This is a genomic window from Methanoregula boonei 6A8 (genome assembly GCF_000017625.1).
Classification (GTDB): Archaea; Halobacteriota; Methanomicrobia; order Methanomicrobiales; family Methanospirillaceae; genus Methanoregula; species Methanoregula boonei.
In genome coordinates, this window is record NC_009712.1 from 1,954,670 (window position 1) to 1,968,162 (window position 13,493).

At 56.1% G+C, this 13,493-nt stretch carries 17 protein-coding genes; 6 read left to right on the top strand and 11 right to left on the bottom strand.

Features of this window, described 5'->3' with window-relative positions; genetic code table 11:
• Positions 1-79: 79 nt before the first annotated feature.
• The 5 genes from MBOO_RS09835 to MBOO_RS09855 all read right to left on the bottom strand — a co-directional run bounded on the left by MBOO_RS09835 (position 80) and on the right by MBOO_RS09855 (position 3,561).
• Positions 80-331 carry a YhbY family RNA-binding protein gene (locus tag MBOO_RS09835; protein ID WP_232385599.1) on the bottom strand — a complete coding sequence of 84 codons (252 nt, stop codon included), beginning with the start codon at positions 329-331 and terminating at the stop codon, positions 80-82.
• On the bottom strand, positions 328-642 hold the full coding sequence (locus MBOO_RS09840) for a ribonuclease P protein component 4 (protein WP_012107457.1): 315 nt from the start codon (positions 640-642) through the stop codon (positions 328-330). The genes MBOO_RS09835 and MBOO_RS09840 overlap by 4 nt, the downstream gene beginning before the upstream one ends.
• Before the next feature lie 78 nt (positions 643-720).
• Positions 721-1,329, bottom strand: coding sequence for a phosphoribosylglycinamide formyltransferase (gene purN / locus MBOO_RS09845; RefSeq protein WP_048068727.1), 609 nt, complete (start codon positions 1,327-1,329; stop codon positions 721-723).
• 10 nt (positions 1,330-1,339) lie between these two features.
• Positions 1,340-2,617: a hemolysin family protein gene (locus MBOO_RS09850; protein ID WP_012107459.1), complete on the bottom strand. Its 1,278-nt coding sequence runs from the start codon at positions 2,615-2,617 to the stop codon at positions 1,340-1,342.
• A 116-nt stretch (positions 2,618-2,733) separates the two neighbouring features.
• Positions 2,734-3,561 (bottom strand): sugar phosphate isomerase/epimerase family protein, encoded by an 828-nt coding sequence (locus tag MBOO_RS09855; protein ID WP_012107460.1) that lies wholly within the window; start codon positions 3,559-3,561, stop codon positions 2,734-2,736.
• 44 nt (positions 3,562-3,605) lie between these two features.
• On the opposite strand from MBOO_RS09855, the gene xseA reads away from it, so the two are divergent.
• Together xseA and xseB are read left to right on the top strand one after the other, a co-directional pair.
• Positions 3,606-4,880: an exodeoxyribonuclease VII large subunit gene (xseA, locus tag MBOO_RS09860; RefSeq protein WP_012107461.1), complete on the top strand. Its 1,275-nt coding sequence runs from the start codon at positions 3,606-3,608 to the stop codon at positions 4,878-4,880.
• Positions 4,864-5,049: an exodeoxyribonuclease VII small subunit gene (gene xseB, locus MBOO_RS09865; protein ID WP_048068434.1), complete on the top strand. Its 186-nt coding sequence runs from the start codon at positions 4,864-4,866 to the stop codon at positions 5,047-5,049. The genes xseA and xseB overlap by 17 nt, the downstream gene beginning before the upstream one ends.
• Here the strand turns inward: xseB and MBOO_RS09870 are convergent.
• Complete coding sequence (locus MBOO_RS09870; protein WP_012107463.1) at positions 5,024-5,461, bottom strand: DUF371 domain-containing protein; 438 nt, start codon at positions 5,459-5,461, stop codon at positions 5,024-5,026. The two genes, xseB and MBOO_RS09870, sit on opposite strands and share 26 nt — an antisense overlap.
• Positions 5,462-5,495: 34 nt before the next feature.
• On the opposite strand from MBOO_RS09870, the gene MBOO_RS09875 reads away from it, so the two are divergent.
• Positions 5,496-6,071, top strand: a complete 576-nt coding sequence (locus MBOO_RS09875) for an HVO_0476 family zinc finger protein (RefSeq protein WP_012107464.1) — start codon at positions 5,496-5,498, stop codon at positions 6,069-6,071.
• A 133-nt stretch (positions 6,072-6,204) separates the two neighbouring features.
• Here MBOO_RS09875 and MBOO_RS09880 read toward each other — a convergent pair whose 3' ends face one another.
• Positions 6,205-6,903, bottom strand: a complete 699-nt coding sequence (locus MBOO_RS09880) for a hypothetical protein (protein WP_012107465.1) — start codon at positions 6,901-6,903, stop codon at positions 6,205-6,207.
• Positions 6,904-7,369: 466 nt separating this feature from the next.
• Between MBOO_RS09880 and MBOO_RS09885 the strand changes: the two genes are divergently transcribed.
• On the top strand, positions 7,370-8,155 hold the full coding sequence (locus MBOO_RS09885; protein ID WP_048068435.1) for a CBS domain-containing ParB/RepB/Spo0J family partition protein: 786 nt from the start codon (positions 7,370-7,372) through the stop codon (positions 8,153-8,155).
• 28 nt (positions 8,156-8,183) lie between these two features.
• Here the strand turns inward: MBOO_RS09885 and MBOO_RS09890 are convergent, their stop codons facing one another.
• Positions 8,184-9,362, bottom strand: coding sequence for a sugar phosphate nucleotidyltransferase (locus MBOO_RS09890; protein WP_048068436.1), 1,179 nt, complete (start codon positions 9,360-9,362; stop codon positions 8,184-8,186).
• A gap of 67 nt (positions 9,363-9,429) precedes the next feature.
• On the opposite strand from MBOO_RS09890, the gene MBOO_RS09895 reads away from it, so the two are divergent.
• Positions 9,430-9,696, top strand: a complete 267-nt coding sequence (locus MBOO_RS09895; RefSeq protein WP_012107468.1) for a hypothetical protein — start codon at positions 9,430-9,432, stop codon at positions 9,694-9,696.
• Positions 9,697-9,710: 14 nt separating this feature from the next.
• Here MBOO_RS09895 and MBOO_RS09900 read toward each other — a convergent pair whose 3' ends face one another.
• Complete coding sequence (locus tag MBOO_RS09900; protein ID WP_012107469.1) at positions 9,711-11,153, bottom strand: cobyric acid synthase; 1,443 nt, start codon at positions 11,151-11,153, stop codon at positions 9,711-9,713.
• Positions 11,154-11,271: 118 nt separating this feature from the next.
• Here MBOO_RS09900 and yciH point away from each other — a divergent pair, with 118 nt between their 5' ends.
• Positions 11,272-11,577, top strand: a complete 306-nt coding sequence (gene yciH, locus MBOO_RS09905) for a stress response translation initiation inhibitor YciH (RefSeq protein ID WP_012107470.1) — start codon at positions 11,272-11,274, stop codon at positions 11,575-11,577.
• Positions 11,578-11,730: 153 nt separating this feature from the next.
• On the opposite strand, the gene MBOO_RS09910 is transcribed toward yciH, so the two are convergent.
• Both MBOO_RS09910 and MBOO_RS09915 read right to left on the bottom strand, forming a co-directional pair.
• Positions 11,731-12,780, bottom strand: a complete 1,050-nt coding sequence (locus MBOO_RS09910; RefSeq protein WP_012107471.1) for a type II secretion system F family protein — start codon at positions 12,778-12,780, stop codon at positions 11,731-11,733.
• Between the two features lie 2 nt (positions 12,781-12,782).
• Positions 12,783-13,457, bottom strand: coding sequence for a type II secretion system F family protein (locus tag MBOO_RS09915; protein ID WP_012107472.1), 675 nt, complete (start codon positions 13,455-13,457; stop codon positions 12,783-12,785).
• Positions 13,458-13,493 lie beyond the last annotated feature (36 nt).

Consider the following 13,493-nt stretch of genomic DNA (forward strand, 5'->3'; position numbering starts at 1 on the left):
ACAGTCTTAACTTATTGGGTAGCGAGGTTTTTATATATTTCGAGGTTCGGCGCCCGGTATCCGGGCACGAAAAAAGGGCTTATTTCTTCGTCGGTTTTCCGCGCTGTGCAAGGATCATGGTCTTTCCCCTGACCCCGACAAGCGCCGCGCATGCTGCTTCTGCCACGGCTTCCGGGTCGACCTCGGTATTCTGGAGCCATTTTACCTTGATCACCTTGCGCTTCTTGAGCTGGGCCGTAATCTCGTCGATCGTTGCTTCCGTGCAGCCCTGCTTTCCTATCCAGACCGTGGGCTTGAGGTCCTGCATTGCGGGATCGTTCTTTGTGGTCATGGGGTTCTCTCCACCCGGTACCGGGTTGTTTTTTTGCATCCAAGGCAGGTGACCGCCACCCATCCGTGGTGCACCCGCACTCTCATGTTCGCCCCCGGGACCAGGTACCGCGAGCAATGGTGGCAGAACCTGCGGCGGTATTCGTGATCGATCCGCACCCGCTCCTTCATGGAGATCTTCCGGGCCAGGGCCACGTACCGGTCGCTGTAACCGGGATTTTCGTGGAATATCTTTTCTGCTTCGGAGAAAAGCACCGCGATGCGCTCCCGTGCCAGGGGTTTTACGGAGGGGGGGCGCTTTTTGTCCTTCATGGTCTTCTTATGCCTGCCCTGAGGTGAGATAGTATCCGTGCCCGGGGTATAAAAAGGGCAGGTGCCCGGGCGGGGAGCCTAGAGCCGGGTCCGGACTCTCCGTCCCTCAATGGTGAGCCGATCCTCGCAGAAGAGGCGGACTGCCTCGGGAAGCGCGATATGCTCCTGGATCAGGATCCGGTTTGCGAGGGTGTCCTCGTCATCATCATCCATCACCCTGACGCTCCGCTGGAGGATGATGGGGCCGCCATCCAGGCTCTCATCTACGAAGTGGACCGTGCAGCCGGTAATCTTCACGCCATGCAAAAGGGCCTGGCGCTGGGCGTGAAGACCGGTGAAGCTGGGCAGGAGTGCCGGGTGGATGTTGATCATCATCCCGGCGTACTCCCGCACGATTGCAGAACCGAGGATCCGCATGTAGCCGGCGAGAATCACAAGATCCGGGCGTGCTTCTTTGAGTGCGGCAAGGAGCGCCTGCTCGTAGAGCTCGCGGGAGGCGTACGAGCCGTAATCCACAACAACCACCGGGACACCCGCCTCCTGTGCACGCTCAATGGCAAAGGCTTTGGGGTTATCCGTGACAAGAGCCACGCATTCACCCGGGATCCACTTTCGCTGGAGCGCCTCGATCACAGCCTGGAAATTCGAGCCACGTCCCGACGCAACCACCACGATCCGTTTTGTCATGCTTCCTCCGTTAACGGGACTCTTCACGGTCATTTGTCTCCGGGCGGACCACGCACTTGATCTTTACGATCCGCCGCCCGTGCATCTGCATGACCACAAGCGTGATCCTGCCCCCTTCGATCTCCACCTTTTCACCCGGGTGCTGGGGGAGGTGGCCGAGCCGGTCGATCAACAGGCCGCCGATAGTCTCGTAGGACTCGTCCATGGGCAATGCCAGGCCAAGCTCCTCGTTTGCATCGTCCACCCACATCTGAGCGTCAAGGATGTACACTCCCTCTGCGATCTTCTGCACATCGGGCTCCTCACGGTCGTATTCGTCCCGGATATCCCCTACCAGCTCCTCCAGGATGTCCTCGACCGTGACAATACCGACAAAGCCGCTGTATTCGTCGATAATAATTGCGATCTGCACCCGGTGGACCTGGAGCTCCTTTAAGAGGTCGTCAATCTTCTTGGTCTCGGGAACAAAGGTCGGGTCGTACATGATCTCTTTTATCGAGAGATCCTTGCGGTTGGAGACCATCGCGGAGAAGACGTCCTTGACATTGAGAACACCGGTGATGTTATCGATCTGGTCGTGGTACACGGGGATGCGCGAAAAGCCGGTCTCGTTAAAAAGCCGGATCGCTTCACCGAGTGTTGTGGTATCCTCCATCACGATCGCATCAACGCGGGGGGTCATGATCTCCCGGGCAGTGGTATCCCCGAACTCGAGCACCGAGTACAGCATATCCTGTTCATCCTGCTCGATCGTACCCTCTTCCTTGCCCACATCGATCCATTCCTTAATCTCCTCTTCGGTCACCGCCGGTTCGGCAGAGTCCCTGCCCATCCCAAGCGACGGGCTCACCCGTTCCACCACCCAGATAACCGGGGAGAGGATACGGGAGAGGAAAAGGATCACCGGGGCAACGGCACGGGGATAGGTATCCGGGGCCCGGGTAGCATAGATCTTGGGGCCGATCTCCCCAAAGACCAAGAGGACAATCACCACAAACCCGGTGGCGATCCCGACACCGATGCTGCCAAAAAAGCTGATGGCAATTGCCGTTGCAATGGACGCGGCAGCGATGTTGACAATCGTGTTCCCGACAAGGATCGTGATCAGGAAGTGATCGGGGTTCTCCTTTAAGCGGGCAAGGGCTGCGGCGCCAGGCTTATTGTCGTTTGCCAGCGTCCGCACCCGTGCCCGGGTAATCGAGATCAGGGCCACTTCGGCACTCGAAAAAAATGCGGAGAGCAGGATGCAGATGATAAATAGCAGGAGATAAAAAAAGTCCTCAATCATCCGCTTTCACACCGTGCACAGGCACGCAGGCATCGTTGGTTCATTTCGTAATCTACACCAGATATAGGGGACAAGATTACATAAAACCAACGGACGGCGGAAAAAAGGGAAGCATTTTAGCCCTGTTCCACGCACTCCCGCATGAACCGGAGATCCCGTGCAAGGACTGCGCATTTTTCCTCATGAGAGAAGGGCCGGGGAAAATTAAGGTCATCAATCTCTAACATCAGGGGGCCCAGGTAATGATGATCGCGGAGGAACCCAAGGATCCGGGCCATCACCGGGCTTTCCTCCAGCGGAAGGTGGAGTCTGCCCCCGGCAGCCCGGCTGAGGTGAACGTTTGCCAGCCGGTCGCCGCAGAGATCGATGTACTCGGAGACCGTCTCTTCCGAGGAAACGAGGGCATGGGAAGTGTCCAGGGTAAACTTCAGCCACGGTTCTGCATCAAGCACCTCCCGCATCCGTTCCGGCGTGCAGATGAGGGCATTGACGGCAGGCTCCATGTTCTCCATGGCCACAGTTACTGTACTTTTCCGGGCTGCCTCCTTCAGTACGGCAAGGTAATGGTCAAATCTGATCTGGTCTGCATCCCCGGGAGGGCGTTTTGCCGTCCGCCGCCCGGGATGGACCGTGAGAAGCCCGGCCCCGAGCTCCCGGGCAAGGGCAAGCGATCGTACTGCCCATGCAACCGAGACCTCGGCTACATCAGGATTGATGGAACAGGGATTAAGATCGAGAACCGGGGTATGGACCGTGAACGTGGCGATCTCCGGGTGCGCCTGCCGGCAGGCTGCTACTTCCCCGGTCGGAAGACGGGAAAGCCAGAAGTACGGTGTCTCCAGCCAGTATTCAATCCCGTCAAGGCCCGCCCGCGAAACATGGGAGAATATTTCCGCTGAGGGGTACTCATGGAAGAACATGCTCGAAACGCCGTAGGCGGTCATGATAATACTAATTGATAAGCACTTTGGTGCATAATACTTCCTTCATGGACTGGTTTTACCGCACCGAAACACCGGACGAGCGGAAAGAGCCAAAAACGCCCGCTGTCACGGAGGCCCCGCTTACGGTCGGGGAGGTGAGCAGCCTCATCGAAGATCTGCTCGACGACCGGAGGCTCCAGGATATCCGGGTGCTGGGCGAGGTGACCAACTACAAGCACCACAGCCGGGGCCACCGGTATTTCTCGCTCTCGGAGAAAGGAGGAGGGAGCACGGCAGCCATAATACGGTGCGTCATGTGGCGTACAGACGCTGACCGTCTCGTGTTTGTACCCGAGGATGGCATGGAAGTAGTGGTCACCGGGTCGGTCCGGGTCTATGCCCCGTCAGGCGCTTACCAGGTCCAGGTAAAACGGATGACCCGGGGCGGCCTCGGGGAGAAGTACCTGCTCGTGGAGCAGTGGAAGAAGGAACTGGCAGCCGAGGGATGTTTTGCCGCGGAAAGGAAACGCCCGCTCCCGGCATTTCCTGCCCGCGTGGGCGTAGTCACTTCGGAAACCGGGGCGGTGATCCACGATATCCGCATCGTGATCGCCCGGCGTTTCCCGGTGGAGATCGTTATCTCCCCGACTGCCGTGCAAGGCGAGGAAGCGCACACCGATATCGCACTGGCTATCACACGGGTCGCTAGCCATGTGGATGTAGTGATCGTAGCCCGGGGAGGCGGGAGTTTCGAGGATCTCTTTGCCTTCAACCACCCTGACGTAGTGCGGGCGATTGCAGCCTGCCCGGTACCGGTGGTCTCGGCCATCGGCCATGAAGTTGATGTGACCCTGGCCGATCTTGCGGCAGATATTCGGGCCCCGACCCCGTCTGCGGCAGCAGAACTCGTAGTACCGGATCGGCGGGATCTCCGGGTGGCGCTTGGGGAGCTCCGGTGCCAGCTGGGCGGGGCTCTCCTTGCCCGGGTTGCCCGGGCCCAAAAGGACGTAGCGGATCTCCGTGACCGGCTCCGCCCCCAGCGGTTCTGCCGGAAGATCGGAGAGAAAAGGCAGGCCACGGCCGATCTTTCCGAACGGCTCGAACGGGCCTTTGTCACCCGGATCGAGCGGGACCGGCTCGTGCTTGCGGAGATGAGAACGGCACTCGAAGGCAGGAGCCCGCGAGCGGTCCTTGCCCGGGGCTACTGCGTGGCAGAAAAAGGCGGCACCGTGGTGCGATCAGCGGGTGCCCTGCATAAAGACGACCACCTGTCCCTGCATTTTTACGATGGCAGGGGCGGAGTGGTGGTGGAGCGTGTGGACCATGACGGGAACCTATGAGGAAAAGATCGAAGAACTGCGGCAGATCATCGCAAAGATCGAGGACGGCACGACGAGCCTTGACGAGAGCATGAAGCTCTACGAACAAGGGGCGGCACTTGTGAAGCAGTGCGAGACGCTTCTTGCTGATGCAGAAGAGAAGATCACGACGCTGGCCCGGGGCGCGTAACCGTCAGGGTAACGATAAGCTCGTCTCCCTGCCGGAGCCGGGCAATAAGTTCCCGGGGCAATGTGGCAGCAACCGCGTCCGAGCAGATGCCAATCGTTCGTGAGCAAGTAAACGTGCTGCGCCGCCAGACCATATCGGTGGGGTGACTGAGGGTGAGCCGGTCCGAGCCTTTTGCATGGATCTCCGCCGTAATCTCCCCTGACGCGAGCCGGGTGGTGAGCATCGCGTCATCATGGCAGAGAAGGGAACGGAATTCCTGCGAGAGGCCGGCGCAGCCCCTGTCAGCTGCAACCCCGACGATACAATTACCGTTCTCCGTAAGGTGTTCCTCGCACGTCACTTCAAACGTCGTCGGGTGGGTACCAAGGACAAGGGGATGCCCCCGGCAGCGGATGATCTCCTGCGCCTCCATGCTTTATCATGTGAGGGTTGCCATTCATATTTTAATGTTTATCACCGTTCCGTGCCCTGAATGCAAGGAAGAGACCGAGCACGAGATCCTCTCCGAATCCCGCGACCGGCTCGTCCGGTGCACTGCATGCGGGCACCACCACCATATCCCCAGGGAAAAAGAGGTAAAACCACTTGTGGTAAAGACGATCATCTCCCGTGAGGGGACCTCGATTGCCGGGACCATTGAGTTTGACCCCGAGGACGAATGCTCCGTGGACGACCATCTGGTTGCCGAGGCCGGGGATGAAGCCTATGGGGTCGAGATCACGGCAGTCGAGTGCGGAGAAAAGCGGCCGCAGCGGGCGAAGGTAAAGGATATCACCACATTGTGGACCCGGACCATCGACCGGGTAGTGGTGAAGATCTCCATCCACGACGGCAGGAAGACCATTCCACTCTACCTAGAATGCGAAGGCGAGGACGAGTTCGTGGTAGGCCAGAAATACGTGGTGGACGGAAAGCGTTTCACCCTCTCCCACATCAAGCTGCGCGATGGCCCCCTGATGCGAAAGCCGGACTGGAAGACCTTTGCCCGCCGGATCAAGAGGGTCTACGGCGTCAGGTCATAATCTCTTTTTTTTAAGGGCGGCAATTCCATATTCCGGGGACTGTTTGCCAGCCGCTTTCCCGAAAAAACGGGGAATACCTGTTTTTCAAGCGCCGGGCGTCAGAAAAGACAGCACGGTTAAAAAAAATGAATGATCAGCTCGATGCGGAGTTGATCGAATCAACCGTGATATCAACGGTCGGGTAAGAGAAATCTATGGTGACGCCATCGGCAGTCTTGTTGGTTACCTGGGCAATCCGGACATACGTTGGAGTGGAGTTGTCCTCAGAGGCGTACGGGTTGCTGGAGACACCCATATTCAGGTAGTCCCCGACACTGATCGAGGAGAGGCTCATGTTCCCTGCCGAAAGCTGGTCTTTTGACCAGAACTGGGTCATGGGCTTGGTGGAATCAAGGGAGATGGTCTTCTGGCTGTTTGCCTTCATGCCAACAACACCGGAACTGATGGCGTTGAACTCATCCCGGAACAGGGCAAACTGGTTATCGGTTGACCAGCCGTTTGTCGGGGTATAGAATGCGATCGGGTACACGCTGTCGGAATAGGTCTGGTTAGCCGTAATCGTCAGCGGTTTCGCGTACAGTACACCTGATCCTTCTTTGGCAAGCTGCAGGTACAGTTGGGAGCTCGAGGTCAGGATGGGGGCTCCCTGCGCATTCTTAAACGTATAATCAATCTGTACCGTGTCACCGGGCTTTATCGTGGCAAGGCTTGAGATCCAGCTCGAACCCATGGCCGATACCACCATCAGGACCACAAAAACAACCCCGACGATAACAGCGATTACTTTTATCCACATCTTCTGCGATTTTTCTGCCTGTTTTTTCGTGCCCATGCCTAAAATCCTCCTTATTAGTTCCTTGTTGAACGGTCTTAAACTATTCTTTCCAAACGGGGAGGTGGTTGCCGGGAGCAGCTGCCAACCGGCCAGGGTATTAATGTGCCCCAAGAACCCAAGCAGAACCCGGGAGGCCAAGGGTACTTTTTTTATTTTGCCGGACCCCCCTTTCATTTTTGTGCGGACCGCACGTACCCCTTTCGAGTGAAAAAAGCAGGGGTTTGCGGAAAATGATCTATGGCATGCTCCGGCGGGTAGCGGTACTGCCCGCGGACGTTATCCATGAAGCAAAAAAGCCAGATTCAAAAGCGGTGTCCTGGAAGTCCATCTCAAACGCCAGACCATCGCACCATCCTCGGGCATCACAATCATGTGAGGCTCCTTACCCTTCGTACCTCATTTCCTTTTTTGTTATTCCGGTCCACCGATTCCTTTAATGTTACCGGCACCGGAAATTGTACAGATGGATAAGAAAAAGGTCAAGGACTACATGACCTACGATGTAGTCAGCGTGGATCTCCACGGGAAGGTGGAATCAGTCATCGAGAAGATCCAGCAGACCAAGCACGATGGCTTCCCGGTCCTTGACGGGGATGTGGTAGTCGGGTATATCGCCGCCCGGGACCTTCTCTTTGTCAAGCCGGGCGAGACAATCGAGGCCGCCATGTCCGGCGAACTGATTGTTGCCGACCCCGAGATGGACATCAACGATGCAGCCCGGGTGATCTTCAGGAGCGGCATCCAGAAACTTCCGGTCGTGGACGAGAAAAATCACCTGCTGGGCATTATCTCCAATTCCGATGTGATTCGCTCGCAGATCGAGCACGTCTCTCCCGAAAAAGTCTTTAACTTCATGACCACGCTCAAGAAACTCTATGGTGTGGATCCCACCCTCAACCGCGGGATCGTCCCCGTTAAAGATCTGCTCCCTACCCAGTCTAAGATCTACCAGGACGAACTCGAAGGCCGGATCTACGAGATCAAGAAAGGGCTTGCCGAGCCTATTATCGTGGTGCGCCGCCCGGGGAGGATCATTCTTGTGGACGGCCATCACCGGGCGATCGCGGCAAAAAAACTGGGCATCACGGCGCTGGATGCATACATCATCGAGGTTAACGAGGATATCGAACTGGGTATGGAACGGACCGCCCACACAATGAACCTCAAGACGCTGGACGATGTCCAGGTGCTGGATTACGCCCGCCACCCGCTCGTGGCTATCACACACCGGTTGGTAAAACGCCCGTAAAATACGAAAAATAGGAAATTATCTTTTTTTACGATCCCTCGCACCGGAGGTCGAACTTGTCGTTGAGCACGTGCTCTTTTATGATCTGATTATCGCAGACCACGATCTCAGGCCAGATTCGGGTCTTGGAATGGACCACCACGTTGTTGCGCAGCACCACCCGGGGGCCAAGAACGGTATCGTTCTCAATACTGCAGCCCTCACCTATATGGGTGTCGTTATCAATGATGCTTCCTGAGATCGTGCTGTTTGATCCGATTGTTACCCGGTTGTAGAGCGAAGACGAGAAGATCTTCGCGTTGTTCCGGATAATGCAGCGCTCGCCGATACTCGTATAGGGACCGATCAGCACGTTGTTTCCGATGGTGGTGCCCGATCCAATCGATACCGGCCCGATCACCCGGGTGTTCTTCCCAAGGGTTATCGAATCCCCAAGATTCACCGGTCCCTGGATCCGGGCTCCGTGCATGGAAAGATCGCCGATGATATCGGTGGTGGTGATCTCCTGGAGTTTCCAGCGCTCGGCCTGGCGGAGCATGTGCGGGCTGCCCACATCGGTCCAGTTCCCGCGGGCAAGCCAGCCCTTGAGGGATTTTCCTTCCTCCATCAGGCGCGGGAAAATGTCCCGGGCAAAGTCGGATTTTTTCCCGGACGGAATATAATCGAAGATCTCAGGACTGCAGACGTACATCCCGGTGCTTGCGAGATTGGAGAAGATCTCTCCGGGGGAAGGCTTCTCCTTGAACCGTTTTATCTCATAACTCACATCGATCTCAGCGATACCATACTCCCCGGGATCATCGATCGAGATCAGGCCGATTGTAGTAACGGCCTTCTCCTTCTGGTGGGTCCGGTAGAATTCAAGGACATTAAGATCGGTAACATGATCGCCGCCGACCACAAGGAAGTCCTGATCGTCAAGATATTTTTTGGCATTGCGCACGCTGCCGGCTGTCCCGAGCTTGGTTTTCTCATGGACATACGTGATATCAACGCCATAGAGTGACCCATCACCTAGCGCAGCCTCGATGTCTTTTCCCATGTATCCAAGGGTCATCACCACTTCGCGGAACCCAAGGTTGGAGAGATGGGAAACCAGGTGCTGGATTGACGGTCGGTTGACGATCGGAATACAGGGTTTTGGCCGTTCGAAGGTGAGAGGGCGCAGGCGTGTACCTTCGCCCCCGCACATGATACACACCTTCATGGTTCACACGTTGGCGTTGAATTGCTTTAAGTATAGTGCCTGAAAAACAGTACAGCCGGGAGAGATCATGGGATCGGAAACATACCGGGATCTTGATGTATCAGGAGGAACCGTGCAGTGCCTGCCGGAGAAGCGGGAGCCCGTGGAGCATTGCCGCCTCTGCATCCATTGCCGGGAATTCAAAGTAAAGGGCCAGTTTGTGAAATCCCCCTCCCTTGCCTATTGCGTGAAATGCCGGGTAACCGGGGAAGTAGACCTCTCGGTCGTCCAGGCGGTCCGGTGTGCGGATCGCCAGAGCGAGGGGTTCCACAGCATCACAAGCCTTATCGGGTAAAACAGGCCATCCCGCTATTTTTCAAGCAGGGCTACTATGGCTTCCATATCCACGTGTTCCTCAAAGAGGCCAGCAAGCAGATCGTAGGGATCGGCAGCCCCGGTCTGTATCGGGGAATATGTTAGTTCTTTTTTGGCGTACAGGTAGGCAAGCAGGGCATCTGCCGCAGATGGGTTGAGGAAAAGCCCGTGCATGTAGGTGCCAAAGACCAGTCCGTCCGCGGTTACCCTGCCGTCGCCGGAGAACGCTTCTTGGTCTGTGCCCGGATCGGTCACACCCATATGGATCTCGTAGCCGGTCACCTCACCCATGGAAACGAGGATAGGAGACACCGGTGCGGCCAGCCGCTTTACCTGCATAGTGTTTTTGGAGTACGTGGCAAACCGGGTGGAACAGTCAAGAAGGCCGAGACCGGGGTACTCGCCGGCCGCTGATTCAAAGCCATCGTCAATCAGGGTGGCACCCAGCATTTGGTATCCCCCGCAGATACCGATCACCGGGATCCCCTGTTCCCGTGCAGATAGGATCTCCCGGTCCGTCCCTGCCTCCCGGAGAGCTGCAAGGTCTTCGATGGTATTTTTGGTACCGGGAATGATGATACAATCGTAGCCCGCAAGCGATCCACCACATGGCACATACTCCACCGCGGCATACTGTTCGAGCAACTCAAAATCCGTAAAATTGGAGATATGGGGAAGGCGGATCACTGCAATCCGGACCGGGAGATCGCGATGTCTCTTGTCCCCTATCGAGAGGGAGTCTTCACTGGGTAAAGGGAGGGAGAAATGTGGCACCACACCAAGTACCGTGACCCCGGTGAGTTCTTCGATGATCCGGATTCCGTTTGCAAAGATGGCGGGATCGCCCCGGAACTTGTTGATAATAATCCCTTTGACCAGCGGCCGAAGCGGGGCCGGGAGCAGTTTTATGGTCCCGTAGACCTGGGCAAAGACCCCGCCCCGCTCGATATCGGCAACAAGGATCAGGGGAATACCCAGTTTCTCTGCAAGCAGGGTATTGGCAATATCCCGGTCGTACAGGTTTACCTCGGCTGCCCCGCCGGCCCCTTCAACTACTACCTCGCCGTACTCCTCCACCAGCCTCCCGTACGCTGCGAGTGCCTCGGTGAGGAGATAGGGGGTTTCCATATAATACTCGGCGATGGGGACATCCTTGTACGGGTGGCCGAGGAGCACGACCTGCGAAGTGCAGTCACCCTTAGGCTTGAGCAGCACCGGGTTCATATCGATTGTGGGAGAGAGCCGGGCGGCCCAGGCCTGCATTGCCTGGGCAATCCCGATCTCCCCGCCATCTGCGGTCACAAAGGAGTTCAGGCTCATATTCTGGGATTTAAAAGGCGCAACGCGGATGCCCCGGCGCACCAGGCAGCGGCAGATCGCCGCTACCATCGTGCTCTTCCCCACATGCGACGATGTCCCCACGACCATGAGCGGCATATACAATCATTTGAATGCCCCCACATAAAACGGATACGTGCCGGATTGCGCAAAAAAAGCAGGAAATACGTCCGGACAATGCCAAGTAATAAATAAAGAGAACTTAAAAATAGCTGTAATGATTGGTGGCATTTGCCCGACGTGTGGACTTCCCAAGGAACTATGTATCTGCGAGGAGGTAGCAAAGGAACAGCAGAGGATCAACGTCAAAGTCAACAAACGCCGGTACGGGAAAGAGGTCACAGTAATCGAAGGTCTTGACCCTACGGATATTGACCTTGAGGATCTCTCAAAATTTATGAAGGGCAAGCTTGCGTGCGGCGGAACGGTCAAGGGAAATTCGATCGAACTGCAGGGTAATCATCGCGACCGTGTCAAGGAACTTCTCTCGCTCAAAGGCTACAGCACGGAAAACATCTCTTAATATAATCTCGTTCTTCTCTTTTTCACACTATCCGGGTGTAAGATAGCGGGCGGTTTGTCCGATTTTTTCAAAAAATAAGCTCGCGGGAAAACCGGTAAGTCCAGAGTTCCTGCAAGAGATAACCTCACAAAAAAACGGAGGTAAAAAGAAAAATCAGATGAAGAACCGGAAGGTGACCCACGCGACAATCAGCATGATCGCGGAGTATTTGAGCCCGGCAATGACCCGGCCTTCGCCCATCTGCCCGGCGCAGAGGCCAGAGAAAAAGCCTTGGATCATAGCCGCATGGGAGAACAGGCGCTTATAGGCCGGGAGATCAATTCGTCCCATGAATTTGCTGCTTGCCGCGGTTACTTGGGCGGCCGTCCCTGCGGTTGCCATGGTGCTCAGGAAAGAGCTTACGAGCACCGCGATAACAAACAGGAATACGGTAAATGAGACAATCACGATGATCACGTAAATCAGCATGTTGTTCCGGCGTTCCTGGGCAAGATTGACCACCTCAAAGGTATCGTTTGCCGCCGCACGGAGCACTTCGCTGATGTCCCCGCCGGCCTTGCTTGCCTTGGCAATCAGGTCAACACTCCGGTCGGCAAGCGGGGTCCCCAGGCTTTTCCCAAACCGGTACAGGGCTTCGACAAAACCGACTCCCCATGACATCTCGTTATCGAGTTTTCTGATATGGGGGGACAGGGTACCGTATTCCGCCCCTGCCACCAGGTGGACCGCGTTTGGCAGGGTCATACCGGAATCATTCATGCCGGCAAGATCACGGAAGAAGTTGGGGAGTGCGGTCTCCAGGTTCCGCATCCGTGATTGTTCCCGGAAATCGAGGACTGCCACCGGGATGATGGAAATGAGCACCGCCGCAACGGCAAAATCATCAATCACGGTTGAGTTGAAGAGCACGGAGATGCCGTACATCTTCACCATCGAGATAAATCCACCAACAAAAACGATAAGTGACAGGGGGACGCAGACAATAAGGATATTCTCGGGCTTTTCCACGAGCACCTTGAGCGGGTGCTTAAGAAAACGCCCGATCCCTTCCCGGCTCTTGCGTTCCGTATCCAGCCTGCCGGAAATATCGCTCAGTTCCTTTTCCACGGAATCCATCTCGCTTTTGGAAAGCGGTGGCGGGGCTTGGGAGAGAGGATCTTTTTCTTTTCCAAGAATGCCCTTTAATCTATCGTTGAATGCCATAATTAGGACTCCGGGGTCATGGAACTGATCATGATGATAAACATCATCGTACCGAAGGGAATCATGAGGTAGATAACGACATAGAGAAATATCGGTTTTGAATCCCCACCCAGCACCGACATGATGGACTGGAGGATGATCAAAAAGAGCGTACCTGCCACCATCGCCGTCACGTAGGACTCCGAAATCAGGGCAAGCGTATCCAGGAAGAGTTTCTGGGTCTGGCGGTTCTCCAGGGCATACTGAGCAGCTTTTGTCCGGAAATACTCGGTGAGATTTCCCCCGCTCGATATGCTTGCCATTGCACCCTGCAGGAATTCCTTCATCCGCAGGGAAGGTGTACTCGAGGAAACGATCCGGAGGGCATCGATAAGGTCTCGCCCGAAGATATCGAGCTCCCGGGCTATGTAACGGGCCTCCACGGAACTTTCACCATATATCGGGCTGTCCCCGAGCAGGCGGAAGATCTCTGCCGGTGTGATACCGGCCGTGGACATAGAGGTGATGTAGTTGATCGCGTAGGGCAGGGTCGCGTCAATATTCCGGCGTCGGTTCCCGGCGACAACAGAAGGATATGCAATAAAAATTGCATACGTGATCCCCCCAAAAACCAGAAGCGAGAAGACCACCACAAAGATAGTCCCGAGAAGGACGCCGTACTGGTTGAGGAAAAGCATCGTTGCCGGGACTTCACCTTTGTAGTGTATCAGGTT

Coding starts and splice junctions, on each gene's coding strand:
- MBOO_RS09835 (WP_232385599.1), bottom strand. CDS start 331: ATGACCACAAAGAACGATCCCGCAATGCAGGACCTCAAGCCCACGGTC.
- MBOO_RS09840 (WP_012107457.1), bottom strand. CDS start 642: ATGAAGGACAAAAAGCGCCCCCCCTCCGTAAAACCCCTGGCACGGGAG.
- purN (WP_048068727.1), bottom strand. CDS start 1,329: ATGACAAAACGGATCGTGGTGGTTGCGTCGGGACGTGGCTCGAATTTC.
- MBOO_RS09850 (WP_012107459.1), bottom strand. CDS start 2,617: ATGATTGAGGACTTTTTTTATCTCCTGCTATTTATCATCTGCATCCTG.
- MBOO_RS09855 (WP_012107460.1), bottom strand. CDS start 3,561: ATGACCGCCTACGGCGTTTCGAGCATGTTCTTCCATGAGTACCCCTCA.
- xseA (WP_012107461.1), top strand. CDS start 3,606: ATGGACTGGTTTTACCGCACCGAAACACCGGACGAGCGGAAAGAGCCA.
- xseB (WP_048068434.1), top strand. CDS start 4,864: ATGACGGGAACCTATGAGGAAAAGATCGAAGAACTGCGGCAGATCATC.
- MBOO_RS09870 (WP_012107463.1), bottom strand. CDS start 5,461: ATGGAGGCGCAGGAGATCATCCGCTGCCGGGGGCATCCCCTTGTCCTT.
- MBOO_RS09875 (WP_012107464.1), top strand. CDS start 5,496: ATGTTTATCACCGTTCCGTGCCCTGAATGCAAGGAAGAGACCGAGCAC.
- MBOO_RS09880 (WP_012107465.1), bottom strand. CDS start 6,903: ATGGGCACGAAAAAACAGGCAGAAAAATCGCAGAAGATGTGGATAAAA.
- MBOO_RS09885 (WP_048068435.1), top strand. CDS start 7,370: ATGGATAAGAAAAAGGTCAAGGACTACATGACCTACGATGTAGTCAGC.
- MBOO_RS09890 (WP_048068436.1), bottom strand. CDS start 9,362: ATGAAGGTGTGTATCATGTGCGGGGGCGAAGGTACACGCCTGCGCCCT.
- MBOO_RS09895 (WP_012107468.1), top strand. CDS start 9,430: ATGGGATCGGAAACATACCGGGATCTTGATGTATCAGGAGGAACCGTG.
- MBOO_RS09900 (WP_012107469.1), bottom strand. CDS start 11,153: ATGCCGCTCATGGTCGTGGGGACATCGTCGCATGTGGGGAAGAGCACG.
- yciH (WP_012107470.1), top strand. CDS start 11,272: ATGATTGGTGGCATTTGCCCGACGTGTGGACTTCCCAAGGAACTATGT.
- MBOO_RS09910 (WP_012107471.1), bottom strand. CDS start 12,780: ATGGCATTCAACGATAGATTAAAGGGCATTCTTGGAAAAGAAAAAGAT.
- MBOO_RS09915 (WP_012107472.1), bottom strand. CDS start 13,457: ATGCTTTTCCTCAACCAGTACGGCGTCCTTCTCGGGACTATCTTTGTG.